Genomic DNA, 23162 nt, shown 5'->3' on the forward strand with positions numbered 1-23162 from the left:
GCGGCGCACGCCGGTCAGTGCGTGTCCGTGCGCGCGTCCGCCGTCAGTGCATGCGTGCAGTCCGCGCGATATTCGGCGGCGAGCCGCTGCTGCGCGCCGTCGAGATCGTCGGGATAGTAGGGGCTGTTGTGCGAGGGGTCGTAGCCGACCTGCTCGAGTTCGGTCAGCTCGCGCACGAGATCCGCATGCGTGACTTCGTGCCGCGTATGAACGAACGGGTAGGCGTTGCATTCCTGCGGCGTCAGGTGAGGCGCCGCGAACGCGGCGGTGCTGACGCATGCGCTCAGCATGCAGGCGACGGTAATCGACAGTTTCATCCGATGGCTCCTGAGTTCGCGGCCCGATGCCGCATGACGTCAGCGTAGGCAGCGCGCGGAGCCAGGCGGGCGACGCACGGATGAAACATGTTTCACCCGCATGCGCCCGATGCCGAATGAAGCTATTTTCATCTAACGCCGGACGGCGATCGACATCGCTAAGATAGTTGCGCGTGCATCTATGCGCGCGTCGTGACAGCCATTGCGAGGACGGACATGCGAGTACTGACGGTCGAAGACGATGCGGTGACCGCGAACGAGATCGTTGGCGAACTGACCGCGCGCGGATTCGAGGTCGACTGGATCGACAACGGCCGCGAAGGCATGATGCGCGCGATGAGCGCCTCGTACGATGCGATCACGCTCGACCGGATGCTGCCCGGCGCTGACGGGCTCGCGATCCTGACCGCGATGCGCACGGTCGGCATCGATACACCGGTGCTGATGCTGAGCGCGCTCGGCGACGTCGACGAGCGCATCCGCGGGCTGCGCGCGGGCGGCGACGACTACCTGACCAAGCCGTTCGATTCCGGCGAACTGAGCGCGCGCATCGAAGTGCTGTTGCGCCGCCGGCAGGCCTCGGGCGTACCGCAGCAGACGCTGTTGACGGTCGGCGCACTCGAACTCGACCTCATTTCGCGCTGCGCGCGCCGCGGCGTCGACGAGATTCCGTTGCTGCCCACCGAGTTTCGCGTCCTCGAATTCATGATGCGCAACGCGGGGCAGACGATCACGCGCACGATGCTGTTCGAGGCCGTGTGGGGCTATCACTTCGACCCGGGCACCAACCTGATCGATGTCCACATGGGGCGGCTGCGCAAGAAGATCGACCCGCCGGGCGCCGTGCCGATGATCCAGACCGTGCGCGGCTCGGGCTACATGCTCCGATGACGGAGGCACGGATGGATGCGGACCGTGCGGCGAACTTCACGCGTCGCTGGCATACGACGACGTTTCGCTGGCTGTGCGCATACGCGGCGATCTTCTCGGTTTCGCTGCTGCTGCTCGCGGGCGTGATCAACATCGCCGCGACGCACACGATGGCGCGCGACACCGACGAGGTGCTCGCGTGGCAACTGATCTACTTCGATTCGATCCCCGACGCCGAGCTGCCGCTTGCGATTCACCGCCGGCTCGAGCACGAGCACATGCATACGAATTTCTACGGGCTGTTCGACGCGAACGGGCGCCGCGTGGCGGGCGACATCGCGACGCCGCCCGTGCTGCGCACGGATCGCCGCGGACGCACGCTTAACCGTACGCTCGTGCCGCTCGACGGCCAGCCCGCGCCGATCACGCGCGCGATGGCCGTGCACCGCGATGACGGGATGACGCTGGTGGTCGCGCGCGACCTGTCGCATTTCATCCAGATTCGTGAAGTCGCGATCCGCGGACTCGTGATCGGCGGTGTACTGATCCTGATCGCGGGCATCGCGGGCGGCAGCATGCTCGGCATGCGGCAGATCCGCCGCGTCGCCGCGATCCGGCGCGTCACGCGACAGATCGCCGAGGGCGATCTCGGCAAGCGGTTGCCGGTGGGCCGCTACGACGAGCTCGACTTGCTCGCGCATCTCGTGAACCACATGCTCGACGAAGTCGAGCGGCTGATGGGCGAGGTGCGTCACACCTGCGACGGCATCGCGCACGATCTGCGCACGCCGCTCGCACGCGTGCATACGATGCTGGCGCGGCTCGCCGAACAGCCGCATTGCGCGCACGATCCGGCGTCGGCGCAACTGCTGGCGTCGGCGCGCGATGAAACCGACCGGTTGCTCGAGCGCTTTCGCGCGATGCTGCGCATCTCCGAGATCGGGACGCTGAGCCGGCGCGGCGGGTTCGCCGCGGTGGACGTCGCGGCATTGCTGCGCGACGTGTGCGAACTGTACGAGCCGCTCGCCGAAGCGGGCGGCGTCGCATTCGGGCTCGACGCGATGCCGGTCGACGGCATTCATGGCGACCGCGCGTTGCTGTTCGAGGCGTTCAGCAATCTCGCGGACAACGCGATCAAGTTCACGCCGCCCGGCGGTCGCGTGCGCGTTGCGCTCCACGCGACGCCGAACGGCCCGCTCGTGCGGTTCGAGGACACCGGGCCCGGGATCGCACCGGGCGAGCGCGACGCGGTACTCGAGCGCTTCTATCGCGGCGAGCGCACGCGTCACGTGAACGGCTCGGGGCTCGGGTTGAGCATCGTGTCGGCGGTGATGCGCGTGCACGGCTTCGCGCTGCGGATCGGCGATGCGCAGCCGGCCGGTGCGGCGATCACGGTCGAATGCTGGCCGCGCTCGCTCGGATGAGCGCGCGGGAAAACGGTCGATGCGCATCCTGCTGATTTCCCCGCCGACGCCGGAGGCGGCGCGGCTCGACAAGGCGTTCCGCGAAAGCACGCACGGTGTGGAGCGCGTCGACGAGTGGCGCGACGGCTGCTTCGCGGCGACGCAGGACCGCTTCGACGCGATCGTGCTGGTCGAACCCGATGCGGCTGCCGGGGCCGTGCTGCTCGACATGTTGCCGCGGCTTGCCCCGTCGGCCGGCGGCGCGACGATCGCAGTACTCGTCGTCGGTGCGACGCCCGCACGACGTGCGCGGATGCTGCAGGCCGGCTGCGACGTGTGTCTTGCCCAGCCGTGTTCGTTCGTGGAACTACACGAACGCCTGCGCGCGCTGTGGCGTCGCGCGGGCGTCATCGCGTTGCGCGAGTCGGTGCGGCTCGACGCGGCCACGCGTGCGCTCGAGGAGCGCGGCCGCAGGCTCGCACTCAGCGCACGAGAATTCCGTGTCGTCGAATGCCTGCTGCGCGAAGCCGGGCGGCCGGTCGGGCGCGATGCCGTGCTGCGTTACGCATGGGGCGAAGCCGACATCGAACCGGAAACCGTCAATGCGCTGGTCGTGCGGCTGCGGCGCAAGCTCGTCGCGCACGCGTTTTCCGCGCGCATCGAGACGGTTGCGCGATTCGGATTCAGGTTCGATGCCGGCGGTTGATAACGCGGTATCGGTCGGGCGTGAGAACGCCGAACGCCGAACGGACGCCGGCGGCATCGCGCGCGGCGTCGCCGTTGCGGCGCGATCAGTGCGAATAAAGCTCGCGGTTGAGCTGCGCGAGCTGGCCGTCGCGTTGGGCGCGAACGAGGTCGCGATAGACCTGGGCGCGCGTGAGCGGCGTCGCCGGCGGCGCCGTCCACGCATCGCGCGATGACGCCCGCGCGGGGGCGGTCGATGCAAGCGTCTGCGGCGCGGTCGCGGCAGCGGATTGCGATGCGGCGGCACGGCCGGGCAGCGCGACACAGAGGGCGCAGAGCAGGGTGACGAACAGCAGTGTCTTCATGGCGTGATCCTTTGCGAAGGGCGGAGACTGGCGCCGCGGATGCGAAGCCGGCAGGTCACACGTTATCGGGCGCGCTCCGTCAGGCGCCGGGCGCGCCGATGAAGAAACGTTCATGAACGCGCGTCGCGCCAGCCGCCGCCGAGCGCGCGTACGAGCGCGACGGACGCCTGCAGGCGTCGGGCATCGACGTCGAGCGACGCGATCTGCGTATCGAGCTCGGTCGTCTGCGCGGTGACCACGTCGAGATAGCTGACGGCGCCGTCGCGATAGCGCGACATCGCAAGCGCGAGCGACTGCCGCGCCGCGACGAGCGCGGCGTCGTCCTGCGCCGATTCGTCTCCGAGCCGGTGCAGCAGCGCGAGATCGTCCTCGACTTCGCGGAACGCCGCCAGTACGACGCTTCGGTAACGTGCGCCCTGTTCGGCGAACTGCGCGCGCGCGTGGCGTACGCTCGCCGCACGCAGGCCGCCGTCGAACAGTGTCGTCGCGAGGCGCGGCCCGATCGACCAGATTTCGTTCGGTGCGGCGAGCCACGGCGAGAACGTGTCGCTCTGGAAGCCCGCGTCGAGGCCGAGCGACAGGTCCGGGAAGTACGCGGCGCGCGCGACGCCGATCCGTGCGTTCGCGGCCGCGACGCGGCGTTCCGCGGCGGCGATGTCCGGGCGGCGTTCGAGCAGCGTCGACGCGAGCCCGGTCGGGATCGACGGCACGGCGGGCAGCGCGGCGGCGGCCGGCAGCGAGAACGTCGACGCGGATACGCCGACGAGCACGGCGATCGCATGCTCGTCGAGCGCACGGCGCGCGGCGATGTCGGATGCGCGCGCCTGCGCGAGCGCGAGCTGCGTCTGCGCGCGCGATACGTCGAGCCCCGATGCGAGGCCGCCGCGATGGCGGCTGACCGTCAGTTGCCACGCACGGCGATACGCATCGATCGTCTGCGCGAGCGAGTCCGCTTCGCGATCGAGTCCCGCGAGGTCGAAGTAGGTGCTGGCGACGCGGGCCTGCAGGCTGAGCTGGACGGACGCGAGATCATCGGCCGCGGCTTGCGCGTTGTCGCGGCCGGCGGCGACCGTGTTGCGGACCTTGCCCCACAGATCGATGTCGTAACCGAGGCCGGCGTCGAGCGTGTTCGACTCGTAGACGTCGGGCTGCCCGCTGCCGCGCAGCGGCCGGCGCGCCGACTGCCGATCACGGTCGGTCTCGGCGCCGATGCCGAGGGTCGGCAGCAACGCAGCGTGCGCCTCGTCGAACAATGCGGCCGCCTCGTCGTGCCGTGCGACGGCGGCGGCGAGGTCCGGATTCGCGCGTGCGACGAGCGGCTCGAGCCGGTCGAGTGTCGCGTCGCCGTACACGCGCCACCAGCCGTCGCGCGGCAGGCGATCGGCCGGGGCGGCATCGACCCACGGGCCGGTTTCGCGAAACGTGGCCGGCACCGGCACGGCCGGCGCGTGATACGTCGGCGCGAACGAACAGCCGGCGAGCAGCGCGACGCTGCCGACCCATGCAGCGAGCGTACGGTCAGCCATGCGCAGGCTCCTTCGTCGCGGTGGCGGCGATGCGCACCGGGTCGCCATCCGCGAGCGAATCGGGCGGATTGTCGATCACGCGGTCACTCGCCGCGAGCCCCGACGCGATCTCGACGCGCGTACCGAGATCGGTCGCGATCGACACGTGGCGCAAGCGCGCATGCCCGGTCGCGTCGAGCACGGCGACCTGCAATCCGTCGTGGCGGAAGATCAGCGTGCTCGCCGGAATCGTCAGCGCGTGCGCGGCGTTGGCCACCGCGATCCGCACCTGCGCGTATTCGCCCGGGAACAGCGTGCCTGCCGGGTTCGCGATCGAGAACTGCGCGAGCAGCGTGCCGGAAGCCGGATCGATTGCCTGGGCGGAATCGGCAAGCGTCGCATCGAACGTCATGCCGGGACGCTCGGGCACGGTCAGCGCGACATGCATGCCCGCATGGATCGCGCCCGCATCGTCCTGCGGAATATGGACGTAGAGCCGCAGCCGCCGTGCATCCGAGACGGTGAAGAGTTCGGCGCCGTTGCCGCTGCCTGCGTCGATCAGCGCGCCGACATCGGTCTTGCGCGCGGTCACGACGCCGTCGAACGGCGCGGTGAGGCGCTTGAACGATTCGAGCGCCTCGAGCCGCCGCACGTTTGCGGTGCTGGCGGCCACGGCCGCGCGTTTCGCATCGAGATCGCTGCGCTTCTCGTCGGCCTCCTGCCGCGACACCGAATCCTGCGCGAGCATCTCGGACCAGCGCGCGGCGGTGACGGCCGCGAGCCGTTCGTTCGCGGTCGCGCTTTGCAGGTCGGCGCGCGCCTGCTGCAGCTGCTGGTCGAGGTCGGGCGTGTCGATCGACGCGAGCAACTGGCCGGCCTTCACGTGCGCGCCGATGTCGACGTACCACGCGTGCAGGTAGCCGGGCACGCGCGCGTAGATCGGCGCGTCGACATACGCGTCGAGGCGGCCTGGCAGCACCAGCGCATCGGCCGCGGCCGGCTGCGGCGTGATCGTCGCGACGGTCGGGATCGCCTGGCTGGCGGTCCACGCGGCGACTTCACGCGCATCGTGCGTGCGTTCGACGACGCCGGCTGCTGCTGCGGCGAGTGCCGCGATCACGCCGGCAATCGCGAGCGGTTTCAGGTAACGCGGCGTGGCGGGGGGACGGACGTCGAATTCAGTGGACATGCTGTTCTCCCGGAGTGAGGGACGGGGATTCGGAGTGCGGCGCGCGATCGCGCCGATGGACGAGGCTGAACACGACGGGCACGAACACGAGCGTCGCGACGGTCGCGCAGAGCAGGCCGCCGACCACCGCGCGGCCGAGCGGCGCGTTCTGTTCGCCGCCGTCGCCGAGGCCGAGTGCCATCGGCGCCATGCCGATGATCATCGCGAGCGCGGTCATCATCACGGGCCTGAAGCGCGTGAAGCCGGCCTCGAGCGCGGCGACGGTCGCGTCGGCCGTATGCGCGAGCCGCTCGCGCGCGAACGTGACGACCAGGATGCTGTTCGCGGTCGCGACGCCCATGCACAGGATCGCGCCCGTCAGCGCCGGCACCGACAGCGGCGTGCGCGTGACGAACAGCATCCACACGATGCCGGCGAGCGCCGCGGGCAGCGCGCTCACGATCACGAACGCGTCGCGCCACGAATGGAAGTTCACGACGATCAGCAGATAGATCAGCAGCACCGCGCCGGCGAGGCCGGCGAGCAGCCCGCCGAACGCGCTGCTCATCGTCTGCACCTGGCCGCGCAGGGTCACGCGCGACCCCTTCGGCAGGTCGGCCGCGCTTGCGTGGAGCACGCGCTCGATGTCGGCGCTGACCGCGCCGAGATCGCGGTCCTGGGTCGTCGCGAAGATGTCGTCCAGCGGCGCGATGTCGTAGTGCGACACGACCGCGTCGGTCTGGCCGCGTACGATCGTCGCGAGGCCGCCGAGCAATTGCGGCGCGCCCGAGCGGCCCGTGACGGGCAGCGCGCGCAGGTCCGACAGCGACGTCATCCGGTATTGGGGTGTCTGCGCGACGATCGGGTAGGACACGCCGTTGTGCGGATCGAGCCAGTAGGTCGGCGATACCTGGCTCGTGCCGGACAGGCTTGCGACGACGGCATTGGTGACGTCCTGCTCGGTGATGCCGAGCTGCGCGGCGAGCGCGCGGTCGACCGACACCGTGAACTGCGGATAGGTCGACGCCTGCTGCACGCGCGCGTCGGCGACGCCCGGCACCGTGCGGATGCGCCGCAGCAGCTCGGTCGCATACGCGCGGTTCGCCGCCAGATTGGGGCCCGTCACCTGCACGTCGATCGGCGCGGGCGCGCCGAAGTTGAGGATCTGGCTGACGATGTCGGCAGGCAGGAACGAGAACGTGACGCCGGGGAACGCGCGCGGCAGCACGGTGCGCAGCTGCTTCACGTAGTCGGCGGTCGGCGCGTGCTCGCCGGTGAGCGACACGAGGATGTCGCCGTCCTGCGGGCCGATCGTGCCGCTGTTGCTGTACGTGAGGTTGATCCCGCTGTTCGGCAGCCCCATGTTGTCGACGATGCTCGCGAGCGCGCGCGGCGGCACGACGCCGCGCACCGTGCGCTCGACGCGATCGAACAGCGCGGCCGTCTCCTCAATGCGCGTACCGATCGGCGCGCGCACGTGCAGCGCGATTTCGCCCGCGTCGACCGACGGGAAGAAGTTGCGGCCGAGCCCCGGCACCAGGACGAACGACAGCGCGACCGCCGTGAGGAACAGCACGACGAAGCGCGCGCGGTGCGCGAGCGCGAGGCCGAGCACCGCACGGTAGCCGGTGCGCAAGGCCGCGAAGCGGCGCTCGAAGCCCTGCTGAAACGCGACGAGCGGATTGCGCGATCGCGGTGTCGGGAATGGCGCGCCGTGCGGCGCGAGCACGGCCGCCGGATGGGCTGCATGCGGGCGCAGCAGGTAGCGCGCCATCATCGGCACGAACGTGCGCGACAGCACGAACGACGCGATCATCGCGAAGATCACGGCTTCGGCCATCGGCACGAACAGGAAGCGCGCGACGCCGTCGAGCAGCAGCATCGGCACGAACACGATGCAGATGCACAGCAGCGACACGAACGCGGGCGCGACGATCTGCGACGCGCCGTCGAGGATCGCGCTGCGCACGTCCTTGCCTTGTTCGAGATGCCAGTTCACGTTCTCGATCGTGACGGTCGCATCGTCGACGAGAATGCCGACCGCGAGCGCGAGCCCGCCGAGCGTCATCACGTTGAGCGTCTCGCCCGCGGCGGCGAGCGCGGCGATCGCCGCCAGCACCGCGAGCGGAATGGATGCGGCGATGATCAGCGTCGAGCGCCAGCTGCCGAGGAACAGCAGGATCATCGCGGACGTGAGCGCGGCGGCGATCAGCCCTTCGCGCGCGACGCCGCTCACCGCGCCCTTGACGAACACCGACTGGTCGCCCATCACGACGAGCCTGAGCGACGGCGGCAGCGTCGCCTCGATGCGCGGCAACTGCGCCTTCACGCCGGCGATGATGTCGAGCGTCGACGCCGAGCCGCTTTTCAGTACGCTCATCAGCACCGCGCGGCGGCCGTCGACGCGCACGATGTTGCCTTGCGGCGGAAAGCCGTCGCGCACGTGCGCGACGTCGCGCATGAAGATCACCGCGCCGTTGACGGTCCGGATCGGCAGCGCGTTGAGCTGGTCGATGGTGAGCGGGCTGTCGTTGAGGCGGATGTTGTACTCGAAGCGGCCGATCTTCTGCGTGCCGGCCGGGATGATCTGGTTCTGCTGCGCGAGCGCGGTCGCGACGTCCTGCGCGGACAGCCCCTTCGCCTGCAGCGCTTGCGGATCGAGGTCGATCTGCACCTGGCGCACCTTGCCGCCATACGGCGACGGAATCGCGACGCCGGCGACCGACAGCAGCTGCGGCCGGATCACATTGGTCGCGTAGTCGCCGAGCTGCTGCTCGTTGAGCGTGTCGCTCGTCAGCGCCAGCTGCAGCACGGGCACGGTCGACGCGTTGTAGTTGAGGATCTGCGGCGGCGTGGTGCCGGGCGGCATCTGCTTGAGCACGGTCTGCGAGATCGACGTGACCTGCGCGGTCGCGGTGCGGATGTCGACGCTCGGCTGGAAGAAGATCTTGACGATCCCGTAGCTGCGGAACGACTGCGACTCGATGTGCGCGACGTCGTTGACCGTCGTGCCGAGCGTGCGTTCGTAGTACGTGACGATGCGCCCGGCCATGTCGGCCGGCTGCAGGCCCGCGTAATTCCATACGACGCTGATGACCGGAATCCGGATGTCGGGGAAAATGTCGGTCGGCGTGCGCAGCGCCGCGAGCGGTCCCGCGATCAGGATCAGCAGCGCAAGGACGATGAACGTATAGGGGCGCGCGAGCGCGAGTCGGACGAGTTTCAGCATCGGCGAGGTCTCCGCCGGCGCGGGGCGCCGGCCTGTCAGCGAGGTGCCGAAGCGCGGCGTGAACCCGCATCGGCTCGCGCAGTGTGCGTGGCGCCGCTTAACGCCGGGCGCGGGCCAGGATGAAAGATGTTTTAGGAACGGGCGGAAAGGATGAAGAGGGCGGCCGGCCGATGCGGCAAGGCGGGCCGGGCAGGCGAGGTAAGGCGGCGAGCCGCCAATTGTTACAAGACGTTAGCTGCGCTTCCGGTTGCCATCCCGCGCATCAGTTCTTACAAACTTGAAATATGCGGGCACGGCGCTTGCCGCTATAGTCGAATCACACATGAAACAACTCGAAGAGGAATCCATGAAGACTTTGCGTGTTGCCTCGCTCTTGACCGGTATGACGGCCTTGCTCGTGTCGGGCGCAGCAATGGCGGGAGTCAATGTCGGGATCAACGTCGGCGTGCCGGCTCCGGTCTACGTCGCGCCTGCGCCCGTGTATGCGCCGCCGCCTCCGCCGGTCATCTACCAGCCGGCGCCCGTGTATGCACCTGCGCCCGTTTATGCGCCGGCACCGGCGATCGTGATCGGCTGGCACGGCGATCGCTACTGGGACGGCCGCCGCTACTGGGGGCGCGACGAGTGGTATCGCCATCACGGCCGCGGCTGGGGCGACGAGCGTCGTCACGGTCACTGGGATAACGGCCGCCACAACGGCTGGCGCTGATCGACGAACAGTACACATGGCGCAGGGCTGACGCATGCGCCGCATCAACAGAAAACCGCCCGCGTGGCGGTTTTCTTTTGCCCGCGCCGGCCGCACGCGGAGGCCGCGGCGCGGTGACGTCACGCACGCGCGCGAGCAAGTTGGCTCGGCGTCGAATTGAATGGGTAGAATCGACCTACATTCCATCCCCCAATCGACCCACAGGGCCTCTATGACGAAGGGTTCGCCCCGGACCGCCGCCGCGCGCATCCGTTCCGGCGCCGCGCAAACGATCCGCGCCGCCGGCCGCACGGCGGCGGTATGGACAATACAGGCGGTACTGGCCGCGACGGCCGCGCATGCGGCATATGCGATCGCGCAGTACGGCGAGCCGAAATATCCGCCGGGCTTCAAGCATTTCGACTACGTGAACCCGGATGCGCCGAAGGGCGGCACGCTCGTGCTCGCGAATCCGAGCCGGCTGACGTCGTTCGACAAGTTCAATCCGTTCACGATGCGCGGCAATGCCGCGCCGGGCATCGACATGCTGTTCGAGAGCCTCACGACCGGCAGCTTGGACGAGCCGGCGTCCGCCTACGGGCTGCTCGCCGACGACATCGAGATCGCCCCGGACCGCCGCTCGGTCACGTTCCACCTGAACCCGCGCGCGCGCTTCTCGAACGGCGACCCGGTCACGGCCGACGACGTCAGGTTTTCGTTCGACACGCTCAAGAGCAAGCAGGCCGCGCCGCAGTTCGGCGCGTATTTCGCTGAAATCGCGAAGGCCGTCGTGATCGACCGCGCGACCGTGCGGTTCGAATTCCGCAGCCCGAACCGCGAGCTGCCGCTGATCGCCGGCGGCGTGCCGGTGTTCTCGCGCAAGTGGGGGCTGCGCGCGGACGGTTCGCGGATTCCGTTCGACCAGCTCGCGTTCGAGCAGCCGATCGGCAGCGGCCCGTATCTGATCGAGCGCCACGACAACGGCCGCACCATTACATATAGGCGCAATCCCGCGTACTGGGGCGCCGACCTGCCGGTGCGGGTCGGCACCCACAACTTCGAGCGAATCGTCTACAAGCTGTACGGCGACGGCGTCGCGCGGCTCGAGGCGTTCAAGGCCGGCGAGTACGACGTGCTGGTCGAATACATCGCGCGCAACTGGGCGCGGCGCGACGTCGGCAAGCGCTTCGACAGCGGCGAGCTCGTCAAGCGCGAATTCCGCCAGCACAACGGCGCGGGCATGCAGGGTTTCTTCATGAACCAGCGCCGGCCGCTGTTTCGCGACGTGCGCGTGCGCCAGGCGCTCGATCTCGCGTTCGACTTCGAATGGCTGAACCGCCAGTTGTTCTATGGCGCATACACGCGCCTCGACAGCTATTTCGCCGACACCGACCTGCAGGCGACCGGCACGCCGGGCCCGGGCGAGCTGAAGCTGCTGGAGCCGCTGCGCGCGCAGCTCGATCCGGCCGTGTTCGGCCCGATGGTCTCGCAGCCGAGCACGAACCCGCCGGGCTCGCTGCGCGCGAACCTGCTGAAGGCGCGCGAGTTGCTCGCGCAGGCCGGCTGGACCTACCGCGACGGCGCGCTGCGCAACGCGCAGGGCGAGCCGTTCGAGTTCGAGATCCTCGACGATTCGGGCGCGGCGATGGAAGGCATCGTGACGGCCTTTCGGCGCAATCTCGCGAAGCTCGGCATCGAAGCGCGCTTTCGGACGGCCGATTACGCGCTGCTGCAAAAGCGGCTCGACGCGTTCGACTACGACATGACGACGGTCCGCCTGCCCGGCGTGCAGGTGCCGGGTGCCGAGCAGTTCTCGCGCTACGCCAGCAAGTTCGCCGACGAGCCGGGCTCCGACAACCTCATCGGTCTTAAGTCGCCGGCCGTCGACGCGTTGCTGCATGCACTCGGCACCGCGCAGACGCGCGACGAGCTGCTCGACGCGACCCATGCGCTCGACCGCGTGCTGATGCACGGCTATTACGCGGTGCCTCAGTGGTACAGCACGACGCACCGGATCGCGTACAAGCGCACGCTCGGCTATCCGCAAACGCTGCCGCTGTACTATTCGGCCGAGGGCTGGGTCGTGTCGACCTGGTGGGCCAAGCCCGGCCACTGAAGCACGCCGGCCCTTCGTTCAACCCAGCCTATCGATCGCGAGTCGCCACCTATGTGGAGCTACATCCTCAAACGCCTGCTGCTGATGATCCCGACGCTCATCGGCGTGCTCACGCTCACGTTCGCCGTGATCCAGTTCGTGCCGGGCGGCCCGGTCGAACAGGCCGTGCAGGAACTGCGCAAGGGCGCGACGGAGCAGGGCGCGACGCCGTTCGGGATGCGTGCGCATACCGGCGTCGACGCGCAGCAGCTCGCACAGCTCAAGGCGCTGTACGGCTTCGACAAGCCGCCGCTCGAGCGCTACTGGCTGATGCTCGAGCGCTTCGCGCGCTTCGATCTCGGCGACAGCTACTTCCGCCACCAGAGCGTGTGGTCGCTGATCGTGCAGAAGCTGCCGGTGTCGATCAGCATCGGATTGTGGACGTTCTTCGTCACCTACCTGATCTCCGTGCCGCTCGGCATCGCGAAGGCCGTGCGCAACGGCTCGCCGTTCGACGTCGCGACGAGCCTCGTCGTGCTGGTCGGCTATGCGATCCCGGGCTTCGTGCTCGGCGTGCTGCTGCTCGTGCTGTTCGGCGGCGGCTCGTTCTGGCAGCTGTTCCCGCTGCGCGGGCTCACGTCGGACAACTTCGCGCAGCTGTCGGTCGCCGGCAAGGTGCTCGACTATCTGTGGCACATCGCGCTGCCGATCACGGCGTCGGTCGTCGGCAGCTTCGCGGTCGTCACGATGCTCACGAAGAATGCGTTCCTCGACGAGATCCGCAAGCAGTACGTGCTGACCGCGCGCGCGAAAGGGCTCGCCGAGCGCACCGTGCTGTGGAAGCACGTGTTCCGCAACGCGATGCTGCCGCTGATCGTCGGCTTTCCGGCCGCATTCATCGGCGCGTTCTTCACGGGCAGCCTGCTGATCGAGACGCTGTTTTCGCTCGACGGCCTCGGGCTGCTGTCGTACGAGTCGGTCGTGCGGCGCGATTACCCGGTCGTGCTCGGCACGCTGTACCTGTTCACGCTGATCGGGCTCGCGACCAAGCTGGTCTCCGATCTCTGCTACGTGTGGGTCGACCCGCGCATTCAATTCGACAACCTGGAGCGCTGACATGAAACGAGCCATCCGCATGCCTGGCGTGATCGGGCGAGGATCGCGATGAACCGGGCCGTCGTGTCGTCCCGCGTCGACGCCGCGCGTGCGCGCGTGTCGCCGTCGCCCGCTCGCCGCGTCTGGCAGCGCTTTCGCCAGCAGCGCCTCGGCTACTGGAGCTTCGTGATCTTCTTCGTCGCGTTCGCCGCGAGCCTCGCGGCGCCGCTGTGGTCGAACGACAAGCCGCTCGTCGTGCGCTACGACGATCACTACTATTTCCCGATGTTCCATGCGTACCCGGAGACGACCTTCGGCGGCGACTTCCCCGCGCAGGCCGACTATCTCGATCCGTACGTGCGCAAGCGGCTCGAGGCGCCGGGCAACTTCGTCGTCTATCCGCCGAACCGTTACTACTACGACACGCTGAACTACTTCTCGAGCGTGCCGAACCCGGCGCCGCCGTCGCGCGAGAACTGGCTCGGCACCGATGCGCAGGGGCGCGACTTGCTCGCGCGGCTCGTGTACGGGTTCCGTGTATCGGTCGAGTTCGGGCTGATCCTGACCGTGATCGGCACGCTGCTCGGGATCGCCGCGGGCGCGGTGCAGGGTTTCTTCGGCGGGCGCATCGACATCGTCGGACAGCGGCTGATCGAGATCTGGAGTTCGCTGCCGGAGCTGTACCTGCTGATCATCTTCGCGTCGATCTTCGAGCCGAGCTTCCTGCTGCTGATCGTGCTGCTGTCGCTGTTCGGCTGGATCGGCCTGGCCGACTACGTGCGCGCCGAATTCCTGCGCAACCGTACCCAGGACTACGTACGCGCGGCTCGCGCGATGGGGCTCACGAACTGGCAGATCATCTGGCGCCACGTCTTGCCGAACAGCCTGACGCCCGTGATCACGTTCCTGCCGTTCCGGATGAGCGGCGCGATCCTCGCGCTCACGAGCCTCGACTTCCTCGGGCTCGGCGTGCCGCCGCCGACGCCGAGCCTCGGCGAACTGCTCGCGCAGGGCAAGGGCAACCTCGACGCGTGGTGGATCTCGCTGTCGACGTTCGGCGTGCTGGTCACGACGCTGCTGCTGCTGACCTTCATGGGCGACGCGCTGCGCAACGCGCTCGACACGCGCATCGCCGACTCGGTGCGCGCGGCGGGAGGCCAGCGATGAGCGACACGGTCGTATCGAAATCGGGCGAACCGCTGCTGTCGCTCGAGCATCTGCATGTGCGCTTCGGCGACACGGTGGCCGTCGACGACGTGACGCTCGCGATCGGTCGCGGCGAGCGCGTCGCGCTCGTCGGCGAGTCGGGCTCGGGCAAGAGCGTGACCGCGCTGGCGATCCTGCGGCTGCTGCGCGATGCCGACGTGAGCGGCACGATCCGCCTGGCCGGACAAGACCTCGCCGGCAAGAGCGAGCGCGAGATGCGCGGGCTGCGCGGCTCGGACATCGCGATGATCTTCCAGGAGCCGATGACGGCGCTCAACCCGCTGTATACGATCGGCGCGCAGATCGGCGAGACGATCGTGCTGCACGACGGCGTGACGGCGGCCGAGGCGCGCAAGCGCGCGATCGCGCTGCTCGCGCGCACGGGCATCGCGGAGCCGGAGAAGCGCGTGGACAGCTACCCGCACCAGCTGTCGGGCGGCCAGCGGCAGCGCGCGATGATCGCGATGGCGCTCGCGTGCCGGCCGCGCCTGCTGCTCGCGGACGAGCCGACCACCGCGCTCGACGTGACGATCCGCGCGCAGATCGTCGACCTGCTGCTCGAACTGCAGCGCGAGGAGGCGGAAAAGCGCGGGATGGCGATCCTGCTGATCACGCACGACCTGAACCTCGTGCGGCACTTCGCCGATCGGGTCGCGGTGATGGAGCGCGGCAAGCTGGTCGAAAGCGGGCCGGTCGAGCGGATCTTCGCGCAGCCCGAGCATCCGTATACGCAGCGGCTGCTGAACAGCCGCCCGCAGCGCGCGGTCGTGCCGGTGATGCCCATTGCGCCCGTCGTGCTCGACGCGCGCCACGTCAGCGTGCAGTTCGCGCGCATGCGGCCGGGCTTTGCGGGCTGGTTCGGCACGGTGCCCGTGACGGCGGTCGCGGATGTATCAGTGTCGGTGCGGCAGGGCGAGACGCTCGGCATCGTCGGCGAATCGGGGTCCGGCAAGTCGACGCTCGCGATGGCGCTGCTCGGGCTGCAGAAGACGACGCACGGCGAAATCGAATTCCAGGGGCGCGCGCTGTCGACCTATCGCGGCCGGGAACAGACCGCGCTGCGCTCGAACATGCAGGTCGTCTTTCAGGATCCCTTCAGTTCACTTTCTCCGCGTCACACGATCGAGCGGATCGTCGGCGAGGGGCTCGAACTGCATCGACCGGAACTGACGCCGGACGCACGCCGCGCGAAGTCGCTGGCCGTGCTGCGCGAAGTGGGGCTCGACCGCACGGTGCTGCACCGTTATCCGCATGAATTCTCGGGCGGCCAGCGCCAGCGGATCGCGATCGCGCGCGCGCTCGTGCTGGAGCCGCGCATCCTGATCCTCGACGAACCGACGTCCGCGCTCGACGTGTCGATCCAGCAGCAGGTGCTGAAACTGCTCGCGAATTTGCAACAGAAATACAACCTGGGCTATGTGTTCATCAGCCACGACCTGGAGGTGATCGGCGCGATGGCGCACCGCGTCGCGGTGATGCAGGAGGGGGTCGTCGTGGAGTCGGGAGAGGTCGCCGAGATCTTCGAAAGACCGTCACATCCTTACACACAAAAGCTGTTGAAAGCGGTCTGGAAAGCGTGATAGGCCGCCAATGGTCTGATCATCTCGATTGTATTTATTAATTTGTTTTGACAAACGATTACGCGCTGGCTAGTATCGACCGAAATTTTCCGCCAATCAGCTGATTTTTAAGCAAATTCCATCGCCCAATGCAGCATCGATCCTTGACCCAGGCATGCGCGCGCACCATCGCCGGGCTCTTCATCGGCGCCCTGTTCGCAGCAGCCCCCGGCGCGTTCGCCGACGAAGTCAGCAGTTTTAGTCAGAATGCCAGCAATTCGACTCAAATCGGGTCGAGTTCCTCCCTCCAGCAGACCAGCGCGCAGCCGTCCAGCGGCGGTGCGAAGTCGTTCCTCGCCGGCATGGCGGGCAAGGCAGGCGACGTGGTCGTCGGCGCGCTCAACATGATCGGCGTGCGCTATCGCTGGGGCGGCAACTCGCCGGATTCGGGCCTCGACTGCAGCGGCTTCGTGCGTTACGTGTTCCAGGACACGCTCGGCATGTCGCTGCCGCGCCGTGCGGAAGAAATGAGCCGCGTGGGCGAGAAGGTCAGCATGAGCAACCTCAAGCCGGGCGACCTCGTGTTCTTCAACACGATGCGCCGTACGTTCTCGCACGTCGGCATCTATATCGGCGACAACAAGTTCGTGCATTCGCCGTCGACGGGCAGCACCATTCGCGTCGACGATCTCGACAACGGCTACTGGGAAAAGCGGTTCACCGGCGCGCGCCGGCTCGAATCGGAGTTTCCGATGAAGGCCGACGACCTGCGCCAGCGCGTGCGCGCGACGATCGGCGACGACGCGAACGGCAGCAACTGACGCTCGCCGGCGCTCCGCCGAATCGAAAAAACCCTGTCACCGAAAGGCGGCAGGGTTTTTTGTTTTGACGCGCGCGGAACCGGCGGGGCGGCAGTGTGCCGTCACGCGCCGCGCACCCCGCTGAGTTCGCTTACACCGCCGCGACGCCGCGGGCCGCCGCGAGCTTGCGCTGCAGCTCCGGCATGATGCGCGCGACGGCTTCCTCGCCCGCGAGGATGGCCGCGTTGCGCTGGTTGAAGTCGCTGCCGCCCATCGCCGCGAGGTTCGGGCGGATCACGACGTCTGCGTACTTGTCGAGCTCGTAGGACTTGATCGTCTGGCCCATGATCGTGAAGGTCTGCAGCAGCATCTCGATCGGGTTGTTGGTCGCCGCGCCGTCCGGCCGTGCCGAGATGTCGACCGCGATCACGAAGCTCGCGCCCATCTTGCGCGCGAACGACGCGGGCACCGGGCTCACGAGGCCGCCGTCGACGTACTCGCGGTTGCCGATTCTCACCGGTTCGAACACCGACGGCACGCTGCACGACGCGCGCACCGCGAGCCCCGTATTGCCCTGCTGGAACAGGATCGGCTGGCCGCTCTGCAGATCCGTCGCGACGATGCCGAGCGGCTTCGCCATCTTCTCGATCGGCCGGTTGTTGAGCGTCTTGTTCAGGAAGTTCTGCAGCGCGACGCCCTGCAGCAATCCGCGCGAGCGGAACGGCAGCGCCCAGTCGCTGATCGCCGCCTGATCCATGTCGAGCGCGATCTTGTTGATCTGCAGTGCGGTCATCCCGGACGCGTACAGCGCGCCGACCACCGAGCCCGCGCTCGTGCCCGCGACGAGCTCGACCGGGATGCCGCGGGCCTCGAGCGCCTTCAGCACGCCGATGTGCGAGAAGCCGCGGGCGGCGCCGCCGCCGAGCGCGATGCCGATCTTCACGGGTTTTTCCTGCGACTGCGCGGGACGGGATTTGTCGCCGAACGACGTACAGGCGGCGAGGCTGGCGGACGCGCACGCGATCGTGAAGTGACGGCGCGACAGGCGAGGGGACGACATCGATTGATTCTCCGGCGGCTTGGCGGCGGGCCGTGCGGCCCGCGGCGGCGATAGGTTCCGAGCGGCCGTGCGGCGGAATCCGGGCGGCCGGCGCGGCGCCGGCTGGCGGCCGCGGCGCGCACATCATAAAGCAAGCGGCGCGCTTGGCGCGAAGACCGGCGCGAGTATAATTCCGGCTTCTTTCCCGTTCCGGGCGCGGCCGGCCCCATCGCTGTCCGGGCTGCCGCCGTCGATCCCGCGTCGAATCATTCATGCGCCCCAGGCGTTCGAGTTACCGTTTATGACCCGTCCTGTCCGTACCCGCTTCGCGCCGAGTCCCACCGGCTTCATCCACCTCGGCAACATCCGCTCCGCGCTCTATCCGTGGGCGTTCGCCCGCAAGATGAAGGGCACGTTCGTGCTGCGTATCGAGGATACCGACGTCGAGCGTTCGTCGCAGGAAGCCGTCGACGCGATCCTCGAAGGGATGCAGTGGCTCGGCCTCGATTTCGACGAAGGCCCGATCTACCAGATGCAGCGGATGGACCGCTATCGCGAGGTGCTCGCGCAGATGCTCGAGCAGGGCCTCGCGTACCCGTGCTACATGTCGGCCGAGGAACTCGACGCGCTGCGCGAACGCCAGCGCGAGGCCGGCCTGAAGCCGCGCTACGACGGCACGTGGCGTCCGGAGCCGGGCAAGGTGCTGCCCGAGCCGCCGGCCGGCGTGAAGCCGGTGCTGCGTTTCCGCAACCCGCTGACCGGCACGGTCGTGTGGGACGACGCGGTGAAGGGCCGTGTCGAGATCTCGAACGAGGAACTCGACGACCTCGTGATCGCGCGCCCGGACGGCACGCCGATCTACAACTTCTGCGTCGTCGTGGACGACATGGACATGAACATCACGCACGTGATCCGTGGCGACGACCACGTGAACAACACGCCGCGCCAGATCAACATCCTGCGCGCGCTCGGCGGCGAGCCGCCCGTCTATGCGCACCTGCCGACCGTGCTGAACGAGCAGGGCGAGAAGATGAGCAAGCGGCATGGCGCGATGAGCGTGACGGCTTACCGTGACGCCGGCTTCCTGCCGGAGGCCGTCGTCAACTATCTCGCGCGTCTCGGCTGGTCGCACGGCGACGCTGAAATCTTCACGCGCGAACAGTTCGTCGAATGGTTCGACCTCGAGCATCTCGGCAAGTCGCCCGCGCAGTACGACCACAGCAAGCTGAGCTGGCTGAACGCCCACTACATCAAGGAAGCCGACAACGCGCGCCTCGCCGCGCTGGCCAAGCCGTTCCTCGACGCGCTCGGCATCGAGGACGCGGCGATCGCGACGGGCCCCGCGCTCGACGCGGTGGTCGGCCTGATGAAGGATCGCGCGACGACGGTCAAGGAGATCGCCGAAGGCGCCGCGATGTTCTACCGTGTGCCGGCGCCGGACGCCGATGCACTCGCGCAGCACGTGACCGATGCGGTGCGTCCGGCGCTGGCCGACCTCGCCGCCGCACTGAAGGCGGCCGACTGGACGAAGGAAGCCGTGTCTGCCGCGCTGAAGGCGACGCTCGGCACGCACAAGCTGAAGATGCCGCAGCTCGCGATGCCGGTGCGCCTGCTGGTGGCGGGCACGACGCATACGCCGTCGATCGATGCGGTGCTCGTGCTGTTCGGTCGCGATGTCGTGGTGTCGCGTATCGAGGCCGCGCTGGCCTGAGGTTGGGGCGCGAGCGAGGCCGTCCGCGCGTGAGGGCGGCGCGGCTTCGCAAAAAATTTCGCTCCAATCGCGAAAAGGGTATTTACAAGTTCAAAATCGGTCCATATAATCTCATTTCTGTTCTGCAAGGGGGTATAGCTCAGCTGGGAGAGCGCTTGCATGGCATGCAAGAGGTCAGCGGTTCGATCCCGCTTACCTCCACCATCAGAGCAGAATGGATTGAGTTGTGAAGCAGCGGCAGTAGTAATAAATGCTTCACAAAATGATTTAAAGCAGTTAGAATTTCGGCCTTCGCTGTTGCGGTGAATGAATAGCGAAAGTCAGACAGATCTGAAAAGATTATGTCCCCTTCGTCTAGAGGCCTAGGACATCACCCTTTCACGGTGAGTACAGGGGTTCGAATCCCCTAGGGGACGCCAGATTCAGCGGCGTTTCGTAGAAGTGTCGCGAGGCTTGCAGGTCGTAACCGACGTCCTGCAGGTAACGGTGCAGAAAGTTGGAGCGGTAGTTCAGTCGGTTAGAATACCGGCCTGTCACGCCGGGGGTCGCGGGTTCGAGTCCCGTCCGCTCCGCCAGAACGAAGCCCGTTCAAGACGTTTTTGAGCGGGCTTTTGTATTAAAGATGTAAGCAGTACGCTGTCCCCTTCGTCTAGAGGCCTAGGACATCACCCTTTCACGGTGAGTACAGGGGTTCGAATCCCCTAGGGGACGCCAGGATTCAGCGGCGTTTCGTAGAAGTGTCGCAACGCTTGCAGGACGTGAACGTGGTCCTGCGGGTGGTGGTGAAGAAAGCTGGAGCGGTAGTTCAGTTGGTTAGAATACCGGCCTGTCACGCCGGGGGTCGCGGGTTCGAGCCCCGTCCGCTCCGCCAGAACAAGCCCGTTCAAATGAACGTTTTGAACGGGCTTTTGTATTAAAGATGTAAGCAGTACGTTGTCCCCTTCGTCTAGAGGCCTAGGACATCACCCTTTCACGGTGAGTACAGGGGTTCGAATCCCCTAGGGGACGCCAGATTTCGGCGTCGTTCGAACAAACGATGCGCCGGCAGGAAGTGACCGACGCCTGCCAGGCAAGAAGCAAAACTGGAGCGGTAGTTCAGTTGGTTAGAATACCGGCCTGTCACGCCGGGGGTCGCGGGTTCGAGTCCCGTCCGCTCCGCCAGAAAATGAAGAAGCCCGCCTTGTGCGGGCTTTTTCATTTGCATCACCCGTTGCGCGCCGCTACGAGAAATTCGCGATTGCATCCGCCCGCGACTGCGCTATCGTGGCGGGATGCGTTCTTGACCCCCGCGCGATGCTCGATCCGACCGACCTGCGATTGCTGTATCAGCTCCGGCCCGCGGAGCCTGGCGATTTTCCGTTTGCCGAGGCGCTCACGCACGGCAACATGGGCGGCTATTACAAGCGCCATGGACTCGTCTGGCGCAGCGACCTGTTCTATGCGAGCTGGCGCGAATCCGAAAACTTCATCCTGGAAGCCGACGGCGAACGCATCGGCGTGCTGCGCGTGACCGAGGAAGGCGATTCGCTGCACATCCGTGACGTGCAGATTGCAGCCGGTCATCGCGGTCAGGGCGCCGGCACCTACATGCTCGACATGTCGCTGCGCTGGGCGCGCGCCCGCGGGCTGCACGAACTGCAGTTGCGCGTGTTCGTCGACAATCCGGCCGCGCGGCTCTACCAGCGCATGGGCTACCGCGTCACCGGGCCGAGGCTGGCGCAGCTCGGCTCGATCCGCCACATGGTGCGTACGGTCTGAGCGAATAACGGTGCAGCGCGGAGAGCGTCAGCGGGCGGTGCCGAACGCGTCGTCGTCGTCGAGTGCGTCGTCCGTCGCGAGGCCGTCTTCCGCGCCGCGGTGCTCGTAGCCGCGCAGCATGAACGCGCGCGGGCTTTCGCCGAACGCGCGCCGGAACATCGCTGAAAACGCACTCTGGCTCTGGTAGCCGAGCTCGCGTGCGATATGCGACAGCGGACGCCCCTGGTTCAACAGCGGAATCGCGCGCGCGAGCAGCGCCTGCTGCCGCCACTGCGAAAAGCTCACGCCCAGTTCCTGCTTGAAGAGCCGCGAAATCGTGCGCGTGCTCGCGCCGACCTCGCTTGCCCAGTGCTCGAGCGATTCCGCATGCGCCGGTTGCGCGAGCACCGACTCGCACAGCATGCGCAGCCGTTTCTCGTCGGGCATCGGCACCGCGAGCGGCAGCGGTTCGGCGCGGCTCAGCTCGTCGAGCACGAGCCCGCACAGCAGCCGCTCGCGCGCATCGCTCAGGTCGCGCGCATCGAGCGCGACGATCAGTTCGCGCAGCAAGCCCGTCACCTCAACCACCCGGCATGCATCGAGCCCGTCCGGCACGATCGACTCGTCGATATACAGCGTGCGCAGATACGCGTCCTCGACGATCACGACTTCATGCGTGACGTGCGGCGGCACCCAGATCGCGCGGGACGGCGGCACCATCCACGTCGTCCCGGTCGTCGCGACGCGCAGCACGCCGCGCGACGCGTACGCGAGCTGCGCCCACGCATGCGTGTGCAGCGGGATCCGGCGCCCGGCATCCACCTGCCGCGCCCGGACGCGCATCGGGTGGACGCGGGTCGGCGCGAACTCGGGCGGGATGTCGATGACGTCGTAGGGGTTCGATGTGTCGGCTTGGGCTGGCGGATTCATGGACGACTCGGTCGGCGCGGCGGCGATGCCGTTATTTTAGAAGGCGCCGCGCAGGCGCATGCGGCGGTTTTTCGGCCGATAATGCACCGTTCAAATGAACTTTGTATGGGGCCGCGCGCATTCCGGCCACGCGCAAGTTTGGGCCTGCACGACGCGCGGGGCCAAAAAACATCGGGCCGCGATCGCGGTCTACCGATGCGGGCGCGTTGTCGCGCGAGCGGCGCCCGAAGACATCGGTGCCCGCGGCGCGACCGCGACGGCCCGGCATGGCAATACCTGAATCGAAGAGGAGAACAAAGATGCGCTACGTATTCGTCTACGGCACGTTGAGAGCGGGAGAAGCCAACGACATCGGCCATGCGGCCGCGCGGCACGGGATCGCCGCGCCGACGCTGCTCGGTGCGGCCGCGCTGCCGGGCGAACTGTACGATTTCGGCACGTACCCGGGCATGATCGCCGGGCCGGCCGGCCAGTCGCTCGTATGGGGCGACGTCTACGAGATTGACGAGCAGTTGATGCCCGTGCTCGACGAGATCGAGCGCGTCTATCCGGGCGTTGACACGCTGTTCCGGCAGGAGCCGGTGACCGTCCAGCTCGGCGGCCGTACGTACGCGTGCGTCTACTATCCGGTCGCCGCGCATGCGGCAGCCGAGCGTCCGCGCATCGCATCGGGCGACTGGGTTCAGCACCGGCGCGAGCGGGAAGCCGCCTGAGCGTCCGCGCGGCAAACCGCTGCGTCGCAAAGAAAAAGCGCCCTGGCT

At 67.8% G+C, this 23162-nt stretch carries 19 protein-coding genes and 7 tRNA genes; 19 read left to right on the top strand and 7 right to left on the bottom strand.

Annotated elements, in window-relative coordinates; all coding sequences use genetic code 11:
* Positions 1-14 precede the first annotated feature (14 nt).
* Positions 15-317 carry a DUF4148 domain-containing protein gene (locus tag ABIC50_RS28120; RefSeq protein ID WP_126228124.1) on the bottom strand — a complete coding sequence of 101 codons (303 nt, stop codon included), beginning with the start codon at positions 315-317 and terminating at the stop codon, positions 15-17.
* Between the two features lie 216 nt (positions 318-533).
* Here ABIC50_RS28120 and ABIC50_RS28125 point away from each other — a divergent pair, with 216 nt between their 5' ends.
* Genes ABIC50_RS28125 through ABIC50_RS28135 form a run of 3 tightly spaced genes read left to right on the top strand, consistent with a single transcriptional unit; the run spans position 534 to position 3296 of the window.
* Entirely contained in the window at positions 534-1208 is a 675-nt protein-coding gene (locus ABIC50_RS28125; protein ID WP_059679325.1) for a response regulator transcription factor, read from the top strand.
* An 11-nt stretch (positions 1209-1219) separates the two neighbouring features.
* Positions 1220-2611, top strand: coding sequence for a sensor histidine kinase (locus ABIC50_RS28130; protein ID WP_354168148.1), 1392 nt, complete (start codon positions 1220-1222; stop codon positions 2609-2611).
* Between the two features lie 19 nt (positions 2612-2630).
* Entirely contained in the window at positions 2631-3296 is a 666-nt protein-coding gene (locus ABIC50_RS28135; RefSeq protein ID WP_354168150.1) for a response regulator transcription factor, read from the top strand.
* Between the two features lie 85 nt (positions 3297-3381).
* On the opposite strand, the gene ABIC50_RS28140 is transcribed toward ABIC50_RS28135, so the two are convergent.
* The 4 genes from ABIC50_RS28140 to ABIC50_RS28155 all read right to left on the bottom strand — a co-directional run bounded on the left by ABIC50_RS28140 (position 3382) and on the right by ABIC50_RS28155 (position 9541).
* Positions 3382-3639, bottom strand: a complete 258-nt coding sequence (locus ABIC50_RS28140; RefSeq protein ID WP_354168152.1) for a DUF4148 domain-containing protein — start codon at positions 3637-3639, stop codon at positions 3382-3384.
* A 110-nt stretch (positions 3640-3749) separates the two neighbouring features.
* The gene (locus tag ABIC50_RS28145; RefSeq protein ID WP_354168153.1) at positions 3750-5165 is read right to left on the bottom strand and encodes an efflux transporter outer membrane subunit; all 1416 of its coding nucleotides are present in this window, start codon (positions 5163-5165) and stop codon (positions 3750-3752) included.
* On the bottom strand, positions 5158-6333 hold the full coding sequence (locus tag ABIC50_RS28150) for an efflux RND transporter periplasmic adaptor subunit (RefSeq protein ID WP_354168155.1): 1176 nt from the start codon (positions 6331-6333) through the stop codon (positions 5158-5160). The genes ABIC50_RS28145 and ABIC50_RS28150 overlap by 8 nt, the downstream gene beginning before the upstream one ends.
* A complete protein-coding gene (locus ABIC50_RS28155) occupies positions 6323-9541 on the bottom strand; it encodes an efflux RND transporter permease subunit (RefSeq protein ID WP_354168157.1) in 3219 nt (1072 codons plus the stop codon). The genes ABIC50_RS28150 and ABIC50_RS28155 overlap by 11 nt, the downstream gene beginning before the upstream one ends.
* Positions 9542-9887: 346 nt before the next feature.
* On the opposite strand from ABIC50_RS28155, the gene ABIC50_RS28160 reads away from it, so the two are divergent.
* The 6 genes from ABIC50_RS28160 to ABIC50_RS28185 all read left to right on the top strand — a co-directional run bounded on the left by ABIC50_RS28160 (position 9888) and on the right by ABIC50_RS28185 (position 17005).
* Complete coding sequence (locus tag ABIC50_RS28160; protein WP_126228116.1) at positions 9888-10250, top strand: hypothetical protein; 363 nt, start codon at positions 9888-9890, stop codon at positions 10248-10250.
* Positions 10251-10461: 211 nt separating this feature from the next.
* Positions 10462-12345, top strand: a complete 1884-nt coding sequence (locus tag ABIC50_RS28165; protein WP_354168159.1) for an extracellular solute-binding protein — start codon at positions 10462-10464, stop codon at positions 12343-12345.
* A gap of 51 nt (positions 12346-12396) precedes the next feature.
* Positions 12397-13440: a microcin C ABC transporter permease YejB gene (locus ABIC50_RS28170; protein ID WP_354168161.1), complete on the top strand. Its 1044-nt coding sequence runs from the start codon at positions 12397-12399 to the stop codon at positions 13438-13440.
* A 48-nt stretch (positions 13441-13488) separates the two neighbouring features.
* Entirely contained in the window at positions 13489-14586 is a 1098-nt protein-coding gene (locus ABIC50_RS28175; protein WP_011657319.1) for an ABC transporter permease, read from the top strand.
* Positions 14583-16205 (top strand): ABC transporter ATP-binding protein, encoded by a 1623-nt coding sequence (locus ABIC50_RS28180; protein ID WP_354168162.1) that lies wholly within the window; start codon positions 14583-14585, stop codon positions 16203-16205. Before ABIC50_RS28175 ends, ABIC50_RS28180 begins: the two co-directional genes overlap by 4 nt.
* Before the next feature lie 128 nt (positions 16206-16333).
* Positions 16334-17005 carry a C40 family peptidase gene (locus tag ABIC50_RS28185; protein WP_175730979.1) on the top strand — a complete coding sequence of 224 codons (672 nt, stop codon included), beginning with the start codon at positions 16334-16336 and terminating at the stop codon, positions 17003-17005.
* Positions 17006-17135: 130 nt separating this feature from the next.
* Here the strand turns inward: ABIC50_RS28185 and ABIC50_RS28190 are convergent, their stop codons facing one another.
* Positions 17136-18044, bottom strand: a complete 909-nt coding sequence (locus tag ABIC50_RS28190; protein WP_175664922.1) for a patatin-like phospholipase family protein — start codon at positions 18042-18044, stop codon at positions 17136-17138.
* Positions 18045-18324: 280 nt separating this feature from the next.
* Between ABIC50_RS28190 and gltX the strand changes: the two genes are divergently transcribed.
* The 9 genes from gltX to ABIC50_RS28235 all read left to right on the top strand — a co-directional run bounded on the left by gltX (position 18325) and on the right by ABIC50_RS28235 (position 21492).
* Positions 18325-19734 (top strand): glutamate--tRNA ligase, encoded by a 1410-nt coding sequence (gene gltX / locus ABIC50_RS28195; RefSeq protein ID WP_105834210.1) that lies wholly within the window; start codon positions 18325-18327, stop codon positions 19732-19734.
* A 128-nt stretch (positions 19735-19862) separates the two neighbouring features.
* Positions 19863-19938, top strand: a tRNA-Ala gene (locus ABIC50_RS28200).
* 139 nt (positions 19939-20077) lie between these two features.
* Positions 20078-20153: transfer RNA gene (locus ABIC50_RS28205), tRNA-Glu, on the top strand.
* Between the two features lie 79 nt (positions 20154-20232).
* A tRNA-Asp gene (locus ABIC50_RS28210) sits at positions 20233-20309 on the top strand.
* A 63-nt stretch (positions 20310-20372) separates the two neighbouring features.
* Positions 20373-20448: transfer RNA gene (locus tag ABIC50_RS28215), tRNA-Glu, on the top strand.
* A gap of 80 nt (positions 20449-20528) precedes the next feature.
* Positions 20529-20605, top strand: a tRNA-Asp gene (locus tag ABIC50_RS28220).
* Between the two features lie 64 nt (positions 20606-20669).
* Positions 20670-20745 (top strand) — tRNA-Glu (locus tag ABIC50_RS28225).
* 73 nt (positions 20746-20818) lie between these two features.
* A tRNA-Asp gene (locus ABIC50_RS28230) sits at positions 20819-20895 on the top strand.
* Positions 20896-21027: 132 nt separating this feature from the next.
* The gene (locus ABIC50_RS28235) at positions 21028-21492 is read left to right on the top strand and encodes a GNAT family N-acetyltransferase (protein WP_006762691.1); all 465 of its coding nucleotides are present in this window, start codon (positions 21028-21030) and stop codon (positions 21490-21492) included.
* Between the two features lie 27 nt (positions 21493-21519).
* Here ABIC50_RS28235 and ABIC50_RS28240 read toward each other — a convergent pair whose 3' ends face one another.
* The gene (locus ABIC50_RS28240) at positions 21520-22401 is read right to left on the bottom strand and encodes an AraC family transcriptional regulator (protein ID WP_354168164.1); all 882 of its coding nucleotides are present in this window, start codon (positions 22399-22401) and stop codon (positions 21520-21522) included.
* Positions 22402-22700: 299 nt separating this feature from the next.
* Here ABIC50_RS28240 and ABIC50_RS28245 point away from each other — a divergent pair, with 299 nt between their 5' ends.
* Positions 22701-23114, top strand: coding sequence for a gamma-glutamylcyclotransferase family protein (locus ABIC50_RS28245; protein ID WP_105787000.1), 414 nt, complete (start codon positions 22701-22703; stop codon positions 23112-23114).
* Positions 23115-23162: the final 48 nt, after the last annotated feature.

It is taken from the genome of Burkholderia sp. 567, assembly GCF_040545115.1.
In the GTDB taxonomy this organism is placed as follows: Bacteria; Pseudomonadota; Gammaproteobacteria; order Burkholderiales; family Burkholderiaceae; genus Burkholderia; species Burkholderia ambifaria.

Excerpts from the sequence above, each read along its gene's own strand:
- ABIC50_RS28145 (WP_354168153.1), bottom strand. The coding sequence starts at position 5,165 with ATGGCTGACCGTACGCTCGCTGCATGGGTCGGCAGCGTCGCGCTGCTC.
- ABIC50_RS28180 (WP_354168162.1), top strand. The coding sequence starts at position 14,583 with ATGAGCGACACGGTCGTATCGAAATCGGGCGAACCGCTGCTGTCGCTC.
- ABIC50_RS28240 (WP_354168164.1), bottom strand. The coding sequence starts at position 22,401 with ATGAATCCGCCAGCCCAAGCCGACACATCGAACCCCTACGACGTCATC.
- ABIC50_RS28170 (WP_354168161.1), top strand. The coding sequence starts at position 12,397 with ATGTGGAGCTACATCCTCAAACGCCTGCTGCTGATGATCCCGACGCTC.
- ABIC50_RS28155 (WP_354168157.1), bottom strand. The coding sequence starts at position 9,541 with ATGCTGAAACTCGTCCGACTCGCGCTCGCGCGCCCCTATACGTTCATC.
- ABIC50_RS28125 (WP_059679325.1), top strand. The coding sequence starts at position 534 with ATGCGAGTACTGACGGTCGAAGACGATGCGGTGACCGCGAACGAGATC.
- ABIC50_RS28175 (WP_011657319.1), top strand. The coding sequence starts at position 13,489 with ATGAACCGGGCCGTCGTGTCGTCCCGCGTCGACGCCGCGCGTGCGCGC.
- gltX (WP_105834210.1), top strand. The coding sequence starts at position 18,325 with ATGACCCGTCCTGTCCGTACCCGCTTCGCGCCGAGTCCCACCGGCTTC.
- ABIC50_RS28190 (WP_175664922.1), bottom strand. The coding sequence starts at position 18,044 with ATGTCGTCCCCTCGCCTGTCGCGCCGTCACTTCACGATCGCGTGCGCG.
- ABIC50_RS28130 (WP_354168148.1), top strand. The coding sequence starts at position 1,220 with ATGGATGCGGACCGTGCGGCGAACTTCACGCGTCGCTGGCATACGACG.
- ABIC50_RS28140 (WP_354168152.1), bottom strand. The coding sequence starts at position 3,639 with ATGAAGACACTGCTGTTCGTCACCCTGCTCTGCGCCCTCTGTGTCGCG.
- ABIC50_RS28235 (WP_006762691.1), top strand. The coding sequence starts at position 21,028 with ATGCTCGATCCGACCGACCTGCGATTGCTGTATCAGCTCCGGCCCGCG.
- ABIC50_RS28160 (WP_126228116.1), top strand. The coding sequence starts at position 9,888 with ATGAAGACTTTGCGTGTTGCCTCGCTCTTGACCGGTATGACGGCCTTG.
- ABIC50_RS28245 (WP_105787000.1), top strand. The coding sequence starts at position 22,701 with ATGCGCTACGTATTCGTCTACGGCACGTTGAGAGCGGGAGAAGCCAAC.
- ABIC50_RS28135 (WP_354168150.1), top strand. The coding sequence starts at position 2,631 with ATGCGCATCCTGCTGATTTCCCCGCCGACGCCGGAGGCGGCGCGGCTC.
- ABIC50_RS28150 (WP_354168155.1), bottom strand. The coding sequence starts at position 6,333 with ATGTCCACTGAATTCGACGTCCGTCCCCCCGCCACGCCGCGTTACCTG.
- ABIC50_RS28185 (WP_175730979.1), top strand. The coding sequence starts at position 16,334 with ATGCAGCATCGATCCTTGACCCAGGCATGCGCGCGCACCATCGCCGGG.
- ABIC50_RS28165 (WP_354168159.1), top strand. The coding sequence starts at position 10,462 with ATGACGAAGGGTTCGCCCCGGACCGCCGCCGCGCGCATCCGTTCCGGC.
- ABIC50_RS28120 (WP_126228124.1), bottom strand. The coding sequence starts at position 317 with ATGAAACTGTCGATTACCGTCGCCTGCATGCTGAGCGCATGCGTCAGC.